The organism is Microbacterium sp. KHB019, assembly GCF_037285405.1.
Lineage (GTDB): Bacteria > Actinomycetota > Actinomycetes > Actinomycetales > Microbacteriaceae > Microbacterium.
On the sequence record NZ_JBBDHF010000002.1, the window covers coordinates 25997 to 41235 of the forward strand.

At 68.6% G+C, this 15239-nt stretch carries 14 protein-coding genes; 6 read left to right on the forward strand and 8 right to left on the reverse strand.

Annotated features, from left to right (window positions below; all coding sequences use genetic code 11):
• Nucleotides 1-32 precede the first annotated feature (32 nt).
• Both KHB019_RS06515 and KHB019_RS06520 read right to left on the reverse strand, forming a co-directional pair.
• Nucleotides 33-1031 (reverse strand): permease prefix domain 1-containing protein, encoded by a 999-nt coding sequence (locus tag KHB019_RS06515; RefSeq protein WP_337458424.1) that lies wholly within the window; start codon nt 1029-1031, stop codon nt 33-35.
• A gap of 2 nt (nt 1032-1033) precedes the next feature.
• Nucleotides 1034-1375 carry a PadR family transcriptional regulator gene (locus KHB019_RS06520; protein WP_230101461.1) on the reverse strand — a complete coding sequence of 114 codons (342 nt, stop codon included), beginning with the start codon at nt 1373-1375 and terminating at the stop codon, nt 1034-1036.
• A gap of 74 nt (nt 1376-1449) precedes the next feature.
• On the opposite strand from KHB019_RS06520, the gene KHB019_RS06525 reads away from it, so the two are divergent.
• The gene (locus KHB019_RS06525) at nt 1450-2466 is read left to right on the forward strand and encodes a GNAT family N-acetyltransferase (protein WP_337458425.1); all 1017 of its coding nucleotides are present in this window, start codon (nt 1450-1452) and stop codon (nt 2464-2466) included.
• Between the two features lie 37 nt (nt 2467-2503).
• Nucleotides 2504-3481, forward strand: coding sequence for an o-succinylbenzoate synthase (locus tag KHB019_RS06530; protein ID WP_337458426.1), 978 nt, complete (start codon nt 2504-2506; stop codon nt 3479-3481).
• A 26-nt stretch (nt 3482-3507) separates the two neighbouring features.
• Here KHB019_RS06530 and KHB019_RS06535 read toward each other — a convergent pair whose 3' ends face one another.
• The gene (locus tag KHB019_RS06535) at nt 3508-4140 is read right to left on the reverse strand and encodes a TetR/AcrR family transcriptional regulator (protein WP_230101464.1); all 633 of its coding nucleotides are present in this window, start codon (nt 4138-4140) and stop codon (nt 3508-3510) included.
• A 149-nt stretch (nt 4141-4289) separates the two neighbouring features.
• Here KHB019_RS06535 and KHB019_RS06540 point away from each other — a divergent pair, with 149 nt between their 5' ends.
• From KHB019_RS06540 to KHB019_RS06550, 3 genes are all read left to right on the forward strand, one after another.
• On the forward strand, nt 4290-7067 hold the full coding sequence (locus KHB019_RS06540) for an efflux RND transporter permease subunit (protein WP_337458427.1): 2778 nt from the start codon (nt 4290-4292) through the stop codon (nt 7065-7067).
• Nucleotides 7064-9028: a YhgE/Pip domain-containing protein gene (locus tag KHB019_RS06545; RefSeq protein WP_337458428.1), complete on the forward strand. Its 1965-nt coding sequence runs from the start codon at nt 7064-7066 to the stop codon at nt 9026-9028. Before KHB019_RS06540 ends, KHB019_RS06545 begins: the two co-directional genes overlap by 4 nt.
• Nucleotides 9029-9123: 95 nt before the next feature.
• A complete protein-coding gene (locus tag KHB019_RS06550) occupies nt 9124-9711 on the forward strand; it encodes a 2'-5' RNA ligase family protein (RefSeq protein ID WP_230101467.1) in 588 nt (195 codons plus the stop codon).
• 6 nt (nt 9712-9717) lie between these two features.
• Here KHB019_RS06550 and ccsB read toward each other — a convergent pair whose 3' ends face one another.
• From ccsB to KHB019_RS06575, 5 genes are all read right to left on the reverse strand, one after another.
• Complete coding sequence (gene ccsB, locus KHB019_RS06555; protein ID WP_337458429.1) at nt 9718-10719, reverse strand: c-type cytochrome biogenesis protein CcsB; 1002 nt, start codon at nt 10717-10719, stop codon at nt 9718-9720.
• Nucleotides 10720-10728: 9 nt separating this feature from the next.
• A complete protein-coding gene (gene resB, locus KHB019_RS06560) occupies nt 10729-12414 on the reverse strand; it encodes a cytochrome c biogenesis protein ResB (RefSeq protein ID WP_337458430.1) in 1686 nt (561 codons plus the stop codon).
• A 37-nt stretch (nt 12415-12451) separates the two neighbouring features.
• A complete protein-coding gene (locus tag KHB019_RS06565) occupies nt 12452-13204 on the reverse strand; it encodes a cytochrome c biogenesis CcdA family protein (protein ID WP_230101470.1) in 753 nt (250 codons plus the stop codon).
• A complete protein-coding gene (locus tag KHB019_RS06570) occupies nt 13201-13782 on the reverse strand; it encodes a TlpA family protein disulfide reductase (RefSeq protein WP_325470986.1) in 582 nt (193 codons plus the stop codon). The genes KHB019_RS06565 and KHB019_RS06570 overlap by 4 nt, the downstream gene beginning before the upstream one ends.
• Before the next feature lie 98 nt (nt 13783-13880).
• Nucleotides 13881-14285, reverse strand: coding sequence for a helix-turn-helix domain-containing protein (locus KHB019_RS06575; RefSeq protein ID WP_325470829.1), 405 nt, complete (start codon nt 14283-14285; stop codon nt 13881-13883).
• 52 nt (nt 14286-14337) lie between these two features.
• On the opposite strand from KHB019_RS06575, the gene KHB019_RS06580 reads away from it, so the two are divergent.
• A complete protein-coding gene (locus KHB019_RS06580; protein WP_337458431.1) occupies nt 14338-15237 on the forward strand; it encodes an NAD(P)/FAD-dependent oxidoreductase in 900 nt (299 codons plus the stop codon).
• Nucleotides 15238-15239 lie beyond the last annotated feature (2 nt).

Consider the following 15239-nt stretch of genomic DNA (forward strand, 5'->3'; position numbering starts at 1 on the left):
AGCCTATTCCGCGGGCTGCGCGTGCACCTCGATCACCGCATCCCGAGCCGTGCGCGCCGCGTCTTCAGCCAGCCGTCGATGATGTCCCAGACGGCCACGCCGACGATGCCGACGATCAGCAGGACCGACAGGATCCGACCGACGTCGGAGGGCACATCGTCGCGGTAGAGCGTGAACTCCAGGAAGTCGGGGTTCAGCAGCTGCCCTGTGCCCACGAGGTAGACCGCCCCCGCAGCGAACGCGATCGCCAGCACCGTGTTGACTGCGGCGAGCGCAGGGCGCCATCCGCGACCGGCGTAGACAGCGATCGCCAGGAGCGCTTCGAGCCCGATGAGCACGAGTGCTCCGCCGGTCCACCATGGCCACAGGTCGGGGTCCAGGATCGGCACAGCGATCGTCTGCGACCCGAGTCCGATACCGACGTCGATGCTATCGCCCGAGAACAGGGCGAATCCGATGAAGCGATCCCAGAGGATGGCCGCAGAGGCCACCCCGAGGAACACGAGCGATGCGATGAGGTCCCGGCGCCCGACGCCGTCCTCCTGCGCCTCGGGCAGCGAGTCGACCGACCACTTCACGCCGGTGTCGGCGCCGGTGCGCTCGAGGATGAAGAAGACCATCGTCGTCCAGAACGCCACGTGCACGATCGTGGTGATGCCGACCACGACCGCCTGGCCGATGATCTCGCCGATCGGCTTGTCCGCGATCGCGTTCGCGATGGTGACGCCGACCATCGCGGTGGCGGGAACGATCCACAGCAGCAGCTTCAGCAGTCTCCACCAGGTGAGGTAGTAGGCCGGCCCTATCAGGTGCAGCGGACGGTCGGCGTAGCCGGCCGCGAGCACCGCTGGGTCGCCGAGATCCGTGAGGACGGCGTGCTCGGCATCCGCTTGGTTCTCGCCCTGCTCGACGCGCGCCTCGACGGCGTCGGCGATGGATGCCTCGAGCTCGGCGCGCACGTCGTTCTGCGCGTCGGGTTGCAGCGACCGCGTGACGGCGCCGATGTAGCGCTCGGTGAGTGTGCCGGCCATGGTCAGCTCTCCTGCTCGGGTGTGTCGGTGAGGGACGCGATCGCCTCGGTGAGCGCGGCCCACTCTGTAGTGAGGGTGTCGGCGAGGCTCATGCCCGCCGTTGAGGTGCGGTAGAACTTGCGGGGCCGAGCCTCGTCGGTGTTCCACTCGCTGGTGAGGTACTCCTGCTTCTCCAGACGGCGCAGCAGGGGATACAGCGTGTTCGCATCTGTGGCGAACCCGTGGCGTTCGAGGTCTTCCAGCAGCCCATAGCCGTAGCCGGGCGTGCGCAGCAGCTGCAGGCAGGCGAGCACGACCGTGCCGCGCCGCACCTCCTGCAGATGAATCTCGAGCGTCTCGTCCATGTCGATCACATTACTGTGCGACACACACTATTGTCAATGAGCCATTAATGGGTGGGCGTTCGGGGTACGGTTGCATGATGCTCGAACTCACCCAGGTCGATCCCTTCGACATCCCGGCGGTGGACCTCTGGTGGGACATCTACGCCGCGGCTGAGCGCGCGGACCGCGGCGCTGAAACCGCCGTGTGGACGCGCAACGAATCACGGCATGAGCTGCAGCAGCGCAGCCAGACGATCGAACGCCGGGCCTACCTCGCACGTCTCGACGGCGAGATCGTCGCCAGCGCGCGACTCGCACTCCCCCTGCGCGACAACGTCCGCACCGCGAGCCTCGGCGTGCACGTCGCACCCGAACTGCGGCGCCGAGGCGCAGGAACGGCCGTGCTCAACGCACTCGAGTCCGCCGCGCGCGACGCCGGTCGCAGCATCCTGACCTCCAGCGCATCATGGCCGTACGAGGCAGGGGACGACGGCACCGGCATCCCGGGGCGCGAATTCGCCCGCCGCCATGGCTACGACCTGGCGCTCGGAGATGTGCAGAGCCGTCTTCGCCTGCCCGTCGACGCCGAGCTCCTCGACGACCTCGAGACCCAGGCGCGCGCGCACTCGACCGGCTACACGCTGCGCTCGTGGATCGGCAGCGTCCCGACCGCCGTCGTACGCGGCTGGGCCGAACTGGATGCCGCCGTCGAGACCGAGGCGCCGATCGGCGACCTCGACATCGAACCCACCTCGGTCGACGTCGACGAGATCCGCGCGAACGAGGCACTGCTGGCCCAGCAGAACCGCCGCAGCTACGGCACGGTCGCGCTGGACGGCACCGGACGCGTCGTCGCCTACACGCAGCTCGTCGTCTCGGGTGACGACGGCAACGCGTACCAGTGGGGCACGCTCGTGCGGCGCGAGGCCCGCGGGCACCGCCTCGGGGCCGCCGTGAAGATCGCGAATCTGCGGATGCTCCAGCAGCACGCCGCGGCCGTCCGCTCGGTCTACACGTACAACGCCGGCGTGAACGAGCACATGCTGTCGATCAACCGGGCTCTCGGCTTCGCCCCGTCCGAGCACATGGGCGAGTTCCAGAAGAAGCTCTGACGTTCGCGTCGCGTGCCGACACGGGCAGAATGGCAGCATGACGCCGGACCTGAACGACCTACTGAGCACGGCGCGGGTGGTCGCGCTGCCGATGACGACGCGCTTCCGCGGCGTGACGGTCCGTGAGGCGGTGCTGTTCGAGGGCCCGGAGGGGTGGGCGGAGTTCTCGCCGTTCGTCGAATACGCGGATGCCGAGGCATCCGTCTGGCTCGCGGCATCCATCGACTACGCCTGCAACCCGCAACCCGCTCCGCTGCGCGACCGCATCCCCGTGAACGCGACCGTCCCCGCCGTCGGGGCAGCGCAGGTGCCCGAGATCCTCGCCCGCTTCCCCGGATGCCGCACCGCGAAGGTCAAGGTCGCAGACCCGGGTCATTCGCTGGCGGATGACGTCGCCCGCGTCCGCGCGGTGCGCGCGGCGCTGGGACCGGAGGGACGCATCCGGGTCGACGCCAACGCCGCCTGGAATGTCGACGAGGCGGAGCGGGCCCTGCACGCCCTGGCCGAGTTCGACCTCGAGTACGCCGAGCAGCCCTGCGCGACCGTCGACGAGCTCGCCGAACTGCGCGCCCGCGTGAAGTACATGGGCATCCCGATCGCCGCGGACGAGAGCGTGCGGAAGGCCGAGGATCCGATCGCCGTCGCCCGCGCCGGCGCCGCCGACCTCGTCGTGATCAAGGCGCAGCCGCTGGGCGGCATCCGGCGAGCGCTCGACATCGTGGCGGAGGCAGGACTCCCCGCCGTCGTCTCCAGCGCGCTCGACACCGCCATCGGGCTCAGCCAGGGTGCGGCCCTGGCGGCCGCCCTGCCCGAGCTCGACTACGACTGCGGCCTAGGCACCGGGGCGCTGTTTCTCGAAGACGTCGCCGACCTCTCTCCGATCGACGGCGCGATCCCCGTGGGCCGCGTCACGCCGGATGCCGCGCGACTCGACCGCTTGGCAGCACCGGCCAACCGTCGCGACTGGTGGCTCGAACGCATCCGCCGCTGCCACGCCCTGCTTGCGGCATCCTGACTCCTGCCGCTCAGCAGTCCTGCAGCTCAGCGCTCGGCGGGTGCGATGATCAGCTCGACGAGCTGGCCGAGCGCTTCGGCGCCGGCGCGATGCAGCCTCTCACCGTCCCATCCGGACACGGCGGCGCGAGACATGCAGCCCTCCCACTGGACCATGAGCATCTGCGCTGCGCTCGGCACGTCGACGCGCAGCGCGAACAGCCCCGAGTCGACGATGCCCTGGATGATCCCCTCGATGCTCGCGGTCATCGCTTGATCCTGGGCGAGATACGCCTTCCCGAAGGTCTCGTCACGCAGCGCCCGGATGCGGATCTCGCTCATCATCAGCACGCTCAGGCGGTCGTCGATACCCGAGTCCATGACCTTCTGCACGAGCTCGATCGGGTCGGCGTCACCGCCGAGCACTCCGGAGGCGACGAACTCGTCGATGCGGTCGCGCACGGAAGCCAGACGTCGCTCGGCGACCGTCGAGGCGAGTTCGAGGAACAGCTCGTCCTTCGACTCGAAGTTCGAGTAGAAGGCTCCGCGGGTGAATCCGGCCCGCTCGCAGATCGCTTCGACGCTGGCGCCCTCGAGGCCGACCTCGGCGAATACCTGTGCTGCGGCATCCAGCAATCGCGCACGCGTGTTCTCACGGCGTCTCGTCAACGGAATCGACATCGAATCCTCCTCCTCCCACTCTTGCACTGCGCCTGTCGAATGTTCACATCCGGCGCACAGTTTCGCCCCTTCGACTCACCGTAGGATACACATGTGTATCGGATACATCTCTGTATCCATTCTCCCATCCGCGTCTCTCGGAGGATCCTGTGTCCACACTCCTGTCGTCGCTCGGACGCTGGTCGTTCCGTCACCCGTGGCGGGTTCTCGTCGCCTGGTTGATCATCCTCGCCGCGGCCGGTGGCGGCGCGGCCGTCCTTCAGCAGGGCACGGACAACTCGTTCAGCATCCCCGGCACGGAGGCGCAGGAGGGGCTCGAGCAGCTCTCGCGCTCCTTCCCCCAGGTCAGCGGAACGAACGCGCAGTTCATCGTCGTGGCAGCGGATGGCGACGCGGTGACGGATGCCGACTACAGGAAGCCGATCGAGGATGCCGTCGCGGATCTCGGCGACCTCGATGGCGTGCTCGCCGCCACTTCTCCGTATGACGAGATGGTCGAGGGGATGGTGAACGAGGACGCCACGGCCGCGATCGTGCAGATGCAGTTCGACGGTCAGGCCACCGACGTGTCCGACGAGACCAAGAGCGAGCTCACCGCAATGGTCGACGACCTGCGCGACGAGCTGCCGGACGGCACGCAGCTCAAGCTCGGCGGCGACCTGTTCGCGATGTCGATCCCCGGTGTGACGCTCACCGAGGCGGTCGGCCTGGTCATCGCGCTGCTCGTGCTGATCGTGACGTTCCGGTCGTTCGTGGTGGCCGGGCTCCCCCTGCTGACCGCGGTGCTCGGCGTCGGCATCTCGATGGCCGGGATCTTCGCGGCCACCGCGTTCGCGACGGTGTCATCGACGACGCCGCTGCTCGCCCTCATGCTCGGCCTCGCGGTCGGCATCGACTACGCGTTGTTCATCATGGCGAGGCACCAGGATCAGGTGCGGGACGGCGTGGATCCGGAGGAATCCGCCGCACGAGCCGTCGGCACAGCCGGCTCGGCCGTGGTGTTCGCCGGTATCACGGTGCTCATCGCGCTCATCGGGCTCGGCTTCGCCGGCATCCCGTTCCTGACGACCATGGGCATCGCGGCGTCCGTCGCGGTCGCCGTCGCCGTCGCGATCGCCGTGACGCTGACCCCCGCGGTGCTCGGGTTCCTGAAGGGCCGCATCGTCGGGCGACCGGCTCGGTCCCTGAGCTTGTCGAAGGGCCGCAAGGGCAAGGCGCCCCGCCGCGGCTTCAGCTCCCGTTGGGTCGGCGGGGTGACGAAGCATCCGATCGTCACGTCCCTCGCCGTCATCGTCGGGCTCGGCGTCGTCGCCGTGCCGGCGCTCAGCCTGGATCTCGCGCTCCCGAATGCTGGCGTGCTCGCACCGGATGACGAGGCGCGCCAGAGCTACGACCTCACGGCCGAGCAGTTCGGCCCCGGATTCAACGGCCCCCTCGTACTGACCGGAACGATCGTCACGTCGACCGACCCGCTCACGCTGATGGAAGACCTCGGGGATGCCGTCGCAGACGTCCCCGGGGTGAAAGAAGTCGCTCTGGCCGTCCCTAACGAGACAGCAGACACGGGCATCGTGCAGGTGATCCCCGAGACCGCACCCGACGACCCTGCCACGAGCGACCTCGTCCGCGAGCTGCGTTCGCACCACGATGAATGGCTCGACGAGTTCGGCATCGACATCAAGGTCACCGGCTTCACCGCCGTCGCCATCGACATCTCCGACCAGCTCGGCGGCGCGCTGCTGCCGTTCGGCGTCTTCGTGATCGGGTTGTCGCTGATCCTGCTGACGATCGTGTTCCGCTCGATCTGGGTGCCGATCACCGCCGCCCTCGGCTATCTGCTGTCGATCATCGCCGCGTTCGGCGTCGTCGCCGCCGTGTTCGAGTGGGGATGGCTCGCCGACGCCCTGCATGTGGCGAAGGTCGGCCCGATCATCAGCTTCATGCCGATCATCCTCATGGGCGTGCTTTTCGGCCTCGCGATGGACTATCAGGTGTTCCTCGTCTCGCGAATGCGCGAAGACTTCGTGCACGACCCCCAGTCGAAGTCGACGACACGTGCAGAACGGCGAGCAGCGGCGCTGCGCGCGGTGCGCTCGGGATTCACCGGCTCGGCCAAGGTCGTCACGGCCGCCGGCCTCATCATGTTCGCCGTGTTCGTGGCCTTCGTGCCCGAGGGCGACTCATCGCTCAAGCCGATCGCCCTGGGGCTCGCCGCCGGCATCGCGATCGACGCCTTCCTGGTCCGCATGACCCTGATTCCCGCCCTCATGGCGATCCTCGGCGAGCGCGCGTGGGAGATCCCGAGGTGGCTGGAGAAGATCCTGCCCAGTGTCGACATCGAGGGTGAGGCCGTCGAGCGCGAACGCCACCTCGCCGCATGGCCGGGCGATGACTCGGTGGTGGCCGCGGATGAGATCGTGCTCAGCGCGGATGCGCCGATCGTCGAGGGTCTGTCGTTGCGTCTCGCACCAGGCGAGGCGGTCATCGCGACCGGTCAGGACGCCCGTGTGCGCCGCGCGGTCGCGCTGGCGATCGCCGGCCGCCTGACTCCGGATGCCGGAAAGCTCCGCGTCGCCGGCCACCTGCTGCCGGGACGTGCAGCCTGGGTTCGTCGCCACGTCGGCACCGTGCTGGTGGATGACGCGGATGCCGCGCTCCTCGACCTGCACGAGGCTCTGCGCGGAGCATCCGCACTCGTCGTGATCGACGGGATCGACCGCTTCACCGGCGGGCAGCGCGATCAGGCGACGACCATGCTGCAGCACGCCGCTGCATCCCGCCCCCTCGCGGTGTTCGCGACGGCATCCGATGCGAGTGTGGCCCGCGCGATCCTCGCCGAGGCCGCCTGGCCCGACACCGGCACCATCGATCTCTCCCCCGCACACCACTCCACCGCGTCCGATTCCAACCGCGAGGTGAACGCATGAACCTCTCCATCGAGCGGGCGCGCGCCCGCAAGCCCATCACCCTGCTGACCGTTCTCGGCGTGCTGCTGCTGCCGGCCATCATCGGCGGCATCCTCGTCGCGGCACTGCAGAACCCGACCGAGCGACTCGACACCATGACCGCCGCGATCGTGAACAACGATGAACCGGTCACGATCGACGACCAGTACACGCCGCTGGGTCGTCAGCTCGCCGCCGGCCTGGTCGACGGATCGGATGACATGGACTCGAACCTGACCTGGGTCATCTCCAACGAGGATGACGCCGCAGAAGGGCTTGCCGACGGCAGTTATCAGGCCGTGGTGACGATCCCGTCGCAGTTCTCCGCCGCGGCGACATCGGCCGGTCAGCGGATCTCGAGCGGCAGCGGCACACCCGAGCAGGCGACGATCCAGGTGACCACGCCCGATGACGGTCTCGTCGCCGACGACCTCATCACGTCGCAGATCGCCTCGGTCGCAGCCGACACCATGGGCACGATGCTGTCAGAGGCGACCATGGAGAACGTGCTCGTCGGGTTCACGACCATCGGCGACCAGATCGGTGAGGCGGCGAACGGCGCGGACGAGCTCGCGAACGGCGCCCGCTCGGCGGCCGACGGGGCCGCCGAGCTCCCGGACGGCGCGACGCAGCTCGCGAACGGCGCAGCTCAGCTGGGCTCCGGTGCCTCCGACCTCGCATCCGGACTCGGAACGATCGCCTCGGGGACGCGGGATGCCGCGAACGGCGCGGCCGAGCTCGGCGGCGGGCTGACCAGCGGGGCTGCAGCGCTCGAGCGATCCGGACTGGTGCCCGATCAGCTGTTCACCGCCGCGAACGGCTCACAGCAGGCGACCGCAGGGGTCAAGACGGGTGTCGACGAGCTCGCAGCCGGCATGAACGGTCTGCTCGCGGCCTGCGTCGGTCGAGAGACCACCGACCTCGTGTGCGTCGGATTGCAGGAGATGGCCGACGGGATGCCCGAGCTGCAGGGCGCGGCCGGCATGGCCTCGCAGGCTGCTGCCGGAACCGCGACCGGACTCTCCGCATTCGACACGCAGGCGACGAAGACGATGGCCGGTCAACTGCGCACCGCAGGCCAGGGTGCCAGCGATCTCGCGGGCGGCCTGAACCAGCTCGCCGGCGGTGTCGACCAATCGGCGGCCGGAGCAGCGCAGCTCAGCACTGGGGCGACCGGGCTGAGCGAGGGCGCCACGGCATTGGCCGATGGCGCAGGCGAACTCGCCTCCGGCCTCGGCGACCTGGCCGATGGGAACACGGAGCTCGCCGGCGGCCTGCACCAGGCCACCGATCAGCTGCCGTCGTTCAGCGATCAGGAGTCGACGTCCTTGGCATCCGTGATCGCCGACCCGGTGACCTCGAACGCACAGGCGAACACGATCTTCGGCCCGACGGCGATCCCGTTGCTCGCGGCTGTGGTGCTGTGGTTCGGCGGACTGGCGTCATTCCTCGTGATGCGCGCACACACTGCCCGCACGCTGACGTCGCGCCGCTCGTCCGCCTGGCTGACGCTCGGCGGCTTCTGGCCCGCCGCGGCGATCGGAGCAGGACAGGGTGTCCTCGTCGCGCTGATCGTGCAGATCGTGGCCTCCTACGACGCATCGACCTGGTGGGCGTTCGCGGGAACCGCGATCGTCGCCGGCGTCGCGTTCGCAGCGGTCAACCAGGCACTCGTCGCGGTGTTCGGAGGCGCAGGGCGCTGGGTGAGCGCGCTCGTCGGCGTCGTCGCGATCGCGACAGGACTCATCTCGACGGTGCCGGGCTGGCTGGCCTCGATCGGGGCGGCGCTCCCCACGGCGCTGGCGTTCACCGGGCTGATCGCAGCGAACGGTTCGGCGGTCGCAGGTCTCATCGTGTGGGGCGTACTGTCGCTGATCGTCACGACGATCGTGGTGGCGCTGCGCCGGACGACCTCGGCCAAGGCGGTGCTCGCCGCGGCGTAGCATCCGCTCGCCGTCGGGAGGTGTCCCTTCGCGCCGCGTGGGGGCGCATGACGCGACACAACGCGACACCTCCCCGCGCGCGCTACCGTCGGAGGATGCGACGACCGTTCATGACCCACCCCGATCAGCTGGCCTCACTCGACGGCCAGCAGTACCTGGTGCTGCGGCCTACGGGTCCGGTTGCCGGCGAGTACCGGGCGACGCAACGCGAACTGCTGAAGCTTCTTCCGTCGGGGACGAAGCATCCGCACACCGAGCACGTCACGCTGCGGGGATTCTACGAGCCGGAGCGACGCGACGAGGTCGCCGCGCTCGTTCGCGACTGGGCTGCGGCGCAGCATCCGATCGACATCGTCGCCGACGCGATCGACACCTTCCCCGCGCCGTGGCAGATCGTGATCATGCGATTGGCGCGGACGGCGTCCCTCATCGATGCTTACGCGTCTCTCACGGCCGCGCTCGACCGAACCGACTTCCGCCGTCTCGGTGAACTCTCCCTCGACGACTGGATCTTCCATCTGTCCGTCGTCTACGGCAAGACCCTCGCTCCGGAGGCTTGGGCCGATCTCGAGCGAGCGTCACGACGTGACCTCGCTGACCAGCCGCGCTGCACCGTGGCCGAAGCCGAACTGGTCTGGTACGAAGACGGCGTCGAGCACGCCGAGGTCATTCCCCTCGGGTAGAGCGGCTCAGCTCAGGCCGCTGTACGCGTGCAGCCCCTTGAAGAACACGTTCACGATCGTGAAGTTGAAGATCACCGCGGTGAACCCCACGATCGACAGCCACGCCGACGGGTTGCCGCGCCAACCGCGGGTCGCGCGCGCGTGGAGGTATCCGGCGTAGAGCACCCAGATGATGAACGTCCAGGTCTCCTTGACGTCGAAGCCCCAGTAGCGGCCCCAGGCGTCCTGAGCCCAGATCGCACCGGCGATGAGCGTGAACGTCCAGAAGATGAAGCCGACGATCGCGAAGCGGAAGGCCATGCCCTCCAGCCGGTCGGCGTCCGGAAGGGTGGCGAGGAACCGGGGGCCCTGCTTCTCGGCGGCCTCGACGATCTTGCGCTCGCGACGGGACTGCATCAGCTGCAGCACCGACAGCGCGCATGCGAGGGCGAAGAACGCCGTGCCGAGCGATGCGACGAAGACGTGGATGACGAGCCAGACGCTCTTGAGCGGGTCCATCAGCGGCACGATGCCGACGTAGAAGCTGATCGCCGCGGCGCCCATGAGGATCACGACGAGACCGGTGATGAACGTGCCGAGGAACCGCAAGTCGATCCGGGTGTTCACCAGCAGGTAGACGAAGACGACCAGGAGCGTGCCCGTCATCGCGAACTCGTACAGGTTCGCCCACGGCACGCGTTCTGCCGCGATGCCGCGCGTGATGGTCGCGGCGAGCTGGAACAGGAAGCCCAGCACGGTCAGCGCCGTGCCGACGCGCGCCATGACGTAACGGGGCCGCTTCTGTAGATCGGATGCCGCGTCCGCAGCATCCGCACCGGATGGGCCGCCGGATCCGGCGGCGGGCGCACCTGCCCCGACCAGCATCGCGTCGCGCTCGCGGACCAGTCGCGCGTCCGCGCTCACCTCGGAGCGACGGGCGAGGTCGAACGCGTATGCCACGAAGGCTGCCGCGTAGATCGCGATCGCCGTCCAGATGAACAGGATCGAGAGGGAGTCGAGGTCGGGCATTGTCCCAGTCTACTTTCGGGTGGTTCGGGAGGAAGGGGCATCCAGCAGCCGGGCGTGACCGTCGGCCAGATCGTTGACGGCGGCCTTCAGCGTCGGATCCTCGCCGCGAGCGAGACCGGCGTACTCCAGGCGCACCTCGCCCTCCGCGGCGGTCGCCTTGACCCACATGCGACGACGCGGGATGAACAGGGCCAGCATGAGACCGCCCAGCGCGCTCAACGCGAAGACGAGCACCCACACGGCCGACTGATCGTGGTGCACCTGCAGCGAGGCGAACCGCTTGACCGACTGCGTGAAGTCCACGGCTCCGGCCGGGGACTCGTCCTCGAAGGTGATCGATCCTCGGCCGTCGGGCAGATCGGCGGACTCCCCGGGCTGGAGCTCGATCGACGGGGCATCGCTGCCGTCGCCGACGATGGGCGTGAGCTCCTCGGTGTCGAGTACGTACACCGACTTCGGCGTGCCCTCGTCGATGCCGAGGTCGCCTTCGTACACCCGGAGCGTCAGCAGCGGTGCGAGCAGATCGCCGTGGGCGGATGCGTAGGCGCCGTTCTCGAGCTTCGCCGCGCTCGGATAGAAGAAAGCGGCGATGCCGAGCTGCTCCGGCATTCCGTCGGTGACCTTGATGACGCCGAGGGAGGTGAGCGCGTTGTCCTGCGGCAGGAACGGCACCGAGTTGCTGTAGACGACATCGCCGTCGGAGTTGCGCACGGTGATCGTCGGGGCGTAGCCGTTGCCGAGCAGGTAGATCTTGTCGCCGGCGATGTCCAGCGGGTGGTTGACCCGGACGGCATCCTCGCGGGACTCGCCGTTCTCGCGAACGGTCACGTTCGCCGAGAAGTCGCCCGCTTGCCCTGATGCCGCGGAGCCGTACTCCTGGTAGGTCACATCGAACGAGTCGAGGGTCATCGAATACGGGCTGAGCGCGTCGTCGCCGACGAAGCGTCCGCGGTTCATCGACTCGTAGTCCAGCAGCGTGTTCACGAACGTCTGGCCCTCGACGACCACGCGCTGCCCTGTGTAGGCGAAGCTGCCGCCGAGCCCGACGCTGATCAGGACGCCGACGAGCGCGAGATGGAAGATCAGGTTTCCTGTCTCGCGCCAGTAGCCGCGCTCGGCGGACACCGAGTACGTTCGGCCGGACGTGGCTGCGGTGTCGTAGCGCTCGACGCGGTAGCCGAGCGCCTTCAGCTGCTTCTGGGCGATGTCGATCGAGCGGGATGCCTCGGCGTCGGCATCCGCGTCGGTCGTCTCTCGAACGGTTTCCCGGAAGTCCTCGAGCCGCTTCAGACGCGCGGGCGTCCGCGGCGGGCGCGACTGCAGCGCCTTGATGTGGTGCTTGATGCGCGGAACGACGCAGCCGACCAGCGAGATGAACAGCAGCAGGTAGATCGCCGAGAACCACGGCGACAGGTACACGTCGAACAGGTCCATCGCGTCGAGCACGGGGAACAGGTCGGGATTGTCGGTCTGCCACTGCGTCACGCCGTTGGGGTCGGCCATCCGCTGCGGGAAGATCGAGCCGGGGATCGCCGCGATCGCGAGCACGAGGAGCAGGATGATCGCGGTGCGCATCGACGTCAGTTGACGCCAGCCCCAGCGCAGCCAGCCGACGAAGTCCAGGCGGGGCTGGGCGATCGAGCCACCGTCGCCGTCGATGTGGTCGGAGGGACGGAGCGGATCGGAACTCGTCACGGCATCCTTCTGGGAGGTATCAGGATCGGGGCGGGGATCAGAGCGGGAGGATGACACTGCCCATCACCGCCGTCAGTCGAGACATGATGTCGGTCCACAAGCCGGTGACCATGAGGATGCCGAGTGCGATGAGCAGCGCGCCGCCGATGATGTTCACGATGCGGATGTGGCGACGCAGGAAGCCGATCGCCTTCGTCGCCCAGCCGAAGCCGAGAGCGACCAGCAGGAACGGGATGCCGAGGCCGAGGCTGTACGCCAGGCCGAGGAATCCTGCGCGCCACGGATCGCCGAGCGTCCACGACACCGCCGTGATCGCGGCGAGCGTCGGGCCGATGCACGGCGCCCACCCGATGCCGAGAGCGAAGCCCAGCAGGGGTGCGCCGATGAGACCGGTCTTGGAGGTGACGTGCATGCGCCATTCGCGCTGCGCGAAGCCGAAGAGCCCGAGGAATACCAGCCCCATCGCGATGATCACGACACCCAGGATGCGGGTGATCAGATCGCCCCACTGCAGGAAGAACACCGCGGCTGCCCCGCCGATCGCTGTGAACGCGATGAACACGACGCTGAAGCCGAGGATGAACAGCAGCACGCCGAACACGAGACGGCCGCGCGCCGGTGCCGCGGCGTCCGTCGTCGTCTTCGGCGCCACGGCCCCGCCGATGAACCCGAGGTATCCGGGAACGAGCGGCAGCACGCACGGCGAGAGGAACGAGACGAGACCGGCGAGCATCGCGACCGGGATCGCGAGCCAGAGAGCGCCGGAGCCGATCAGCTCGTTCGTGTTCACGCCGTCTCCGCCAGAGCATCCTTGACGAGCGTCGAGAGGATGCTGGCGCCGTCGACCGGCCCGATGATGCGAGCGGCGACGCGCCCCTGCTTGTCGAGCACGAGCGTGGTCGGCGTGGCCTGGATCGGCGTGGCGTTGGCGAAGGCGAGCTTCGCGGCGCCGCTGTCGACGTCCATGATGCTGGGGTAGGTCACGCCGTAGGTCTTGGCGAACGACTTCGCGGTGTCGGCCTGGTCGTAGATGTTGATGCCGACGAACGAGACGTCATCGGCCTCGTACTGCTGCCAGACCTTCTCGAGGTCACCGGCCTCGACGCGGCACGGGGCGCAGCCGGCGTACCAGAAGTTCACGACGGTGACATCGCCGGCGATGTCGGCGCTGTCGAAGTCGTCGCCGTTCTCGGTCACGCCGCTGAAGACGACCGGTTCACCGCGCTCCGCGACGGGGATCTCCTCGACCGCGCCGTCCGCCGAGATGTAGCCCTTTCCGTCGCCGGAAAGATACTGCTCGGCGACGGGGTCGGTTCCGCACGCCGTCAGAGAGAAGGCGATCGTCGCGGCGAGCGCGGTTCCGAGCATCCGACGGGCGCGTCGGTTCGGCGAGAAAGCGGGCACATTCCCAGTCTACGCAGGGGTTTCTATGGGTGATCTGGAAGGAACCCGGCGCCCGCGCACCGTCAGAAACGGGCGAGCACGTCATCTACGCCGGCACGGAATCGCGGGCACGTCGTGATGTCGTGGGCACGACAGCGCAGTGCATGCTCGGTCATCTCACGGGAGCGCTGCATCTCCAGCATCCGCTTGTCGAGATCGTCCAGGTGCGCGTGCAGAACCTCGTGCCTGCCCGAGCGTCCGTCGTCGAGGAGCACGCCGATCTGCTCGAGCGTCATGCCTGCGCGCTTGCTCCGCTGGATGATCGCGATGCGGACGACCTCATCCTCGCCGTACCGGCGACGTCCGGCGGAGTCGCGCTCCGGATGCAGCAGCCCGACTGTCTCCCAATGCCGGAGCACGTTCGTGGGCAGATCGAACCGCTCGGCGACATCGCCGACGGACCAGGGATGCGTAGCGCTTGACTTCATGTTGACATGAAGTCACACACTGGTCGAGAACGCAAGATCAGGAGGATCCACCATGTACGACGCGATCGTGATCGGAGCCGGCCCCGCCGGCCTGCAAGCCGCCCTCACTCTCGGCCGGATGCACCGCACAGCGCTGCTGCTCGACTCCGGGGAGTACCGCAATGGAACCGTTGAGCACATGCACAACATCATCGCCTCCGACGGCACCCCGCCGGCGGAGTTCCGGGCGACGGCCCGTGCTCAGCTCGCGGAGTACTCCACCGTCGAGGCCCGTGACGCCAGAGTCGAGCGCATCGAGGGCGTCGTCGACGACTTCACCGTCGAACTGGAGGGCGGGTCGACGGTGCGCGGGCGCCGCATCGTGCTCGCGACCGGCGTCGCGGACGACCTCCCAGGCGTTCCCGGCCTCGCGGGTCTGTGGGGTCTGCGCGCGTTCACCTGCCCGTTCTGCGACGGCCACGAGTTCGCCGGACGAGACATCGGAATCCTCGGGGCGGCCGCGCGCACGGTCCACCTGGTCGCGATGCTCTCCCCCATCGTCCGGAGCATCACCGTGTTCGCGCTCGACGAGCAGCCGACGGATGAGGACCGCGCGGCGCTGGAGGCGGCGGGTGCCGACATCCACTCTGGCCTCGTGCGGTCCGTCGCCGCAGAGGCTGACGGTGCGGGTGTCACGACGACCGCTGCGCACGTCGCCGTCGCCGGCCTGTTCGTCGCAGCAGGAACCGTGCGGCAGCGGGCCTCCTTCGCCGCCGATCGCGGACTGCGGATGCTGCCCTCCGGCGCCATCGAGATCGATGACTTCGGTCAGACCTCTGAGCCGGGGATCCTCGCGGCCGGCGACCTGGCCCACCGCGCCTCGCTGCCGGGGCCTGTGGCCTCCGTCATCCAGGCCGCTGCGGCAGGGCAGATGGCCGCGGCGCGAATCGTGCAAGAGTTCGCGTCGTCGTGAAC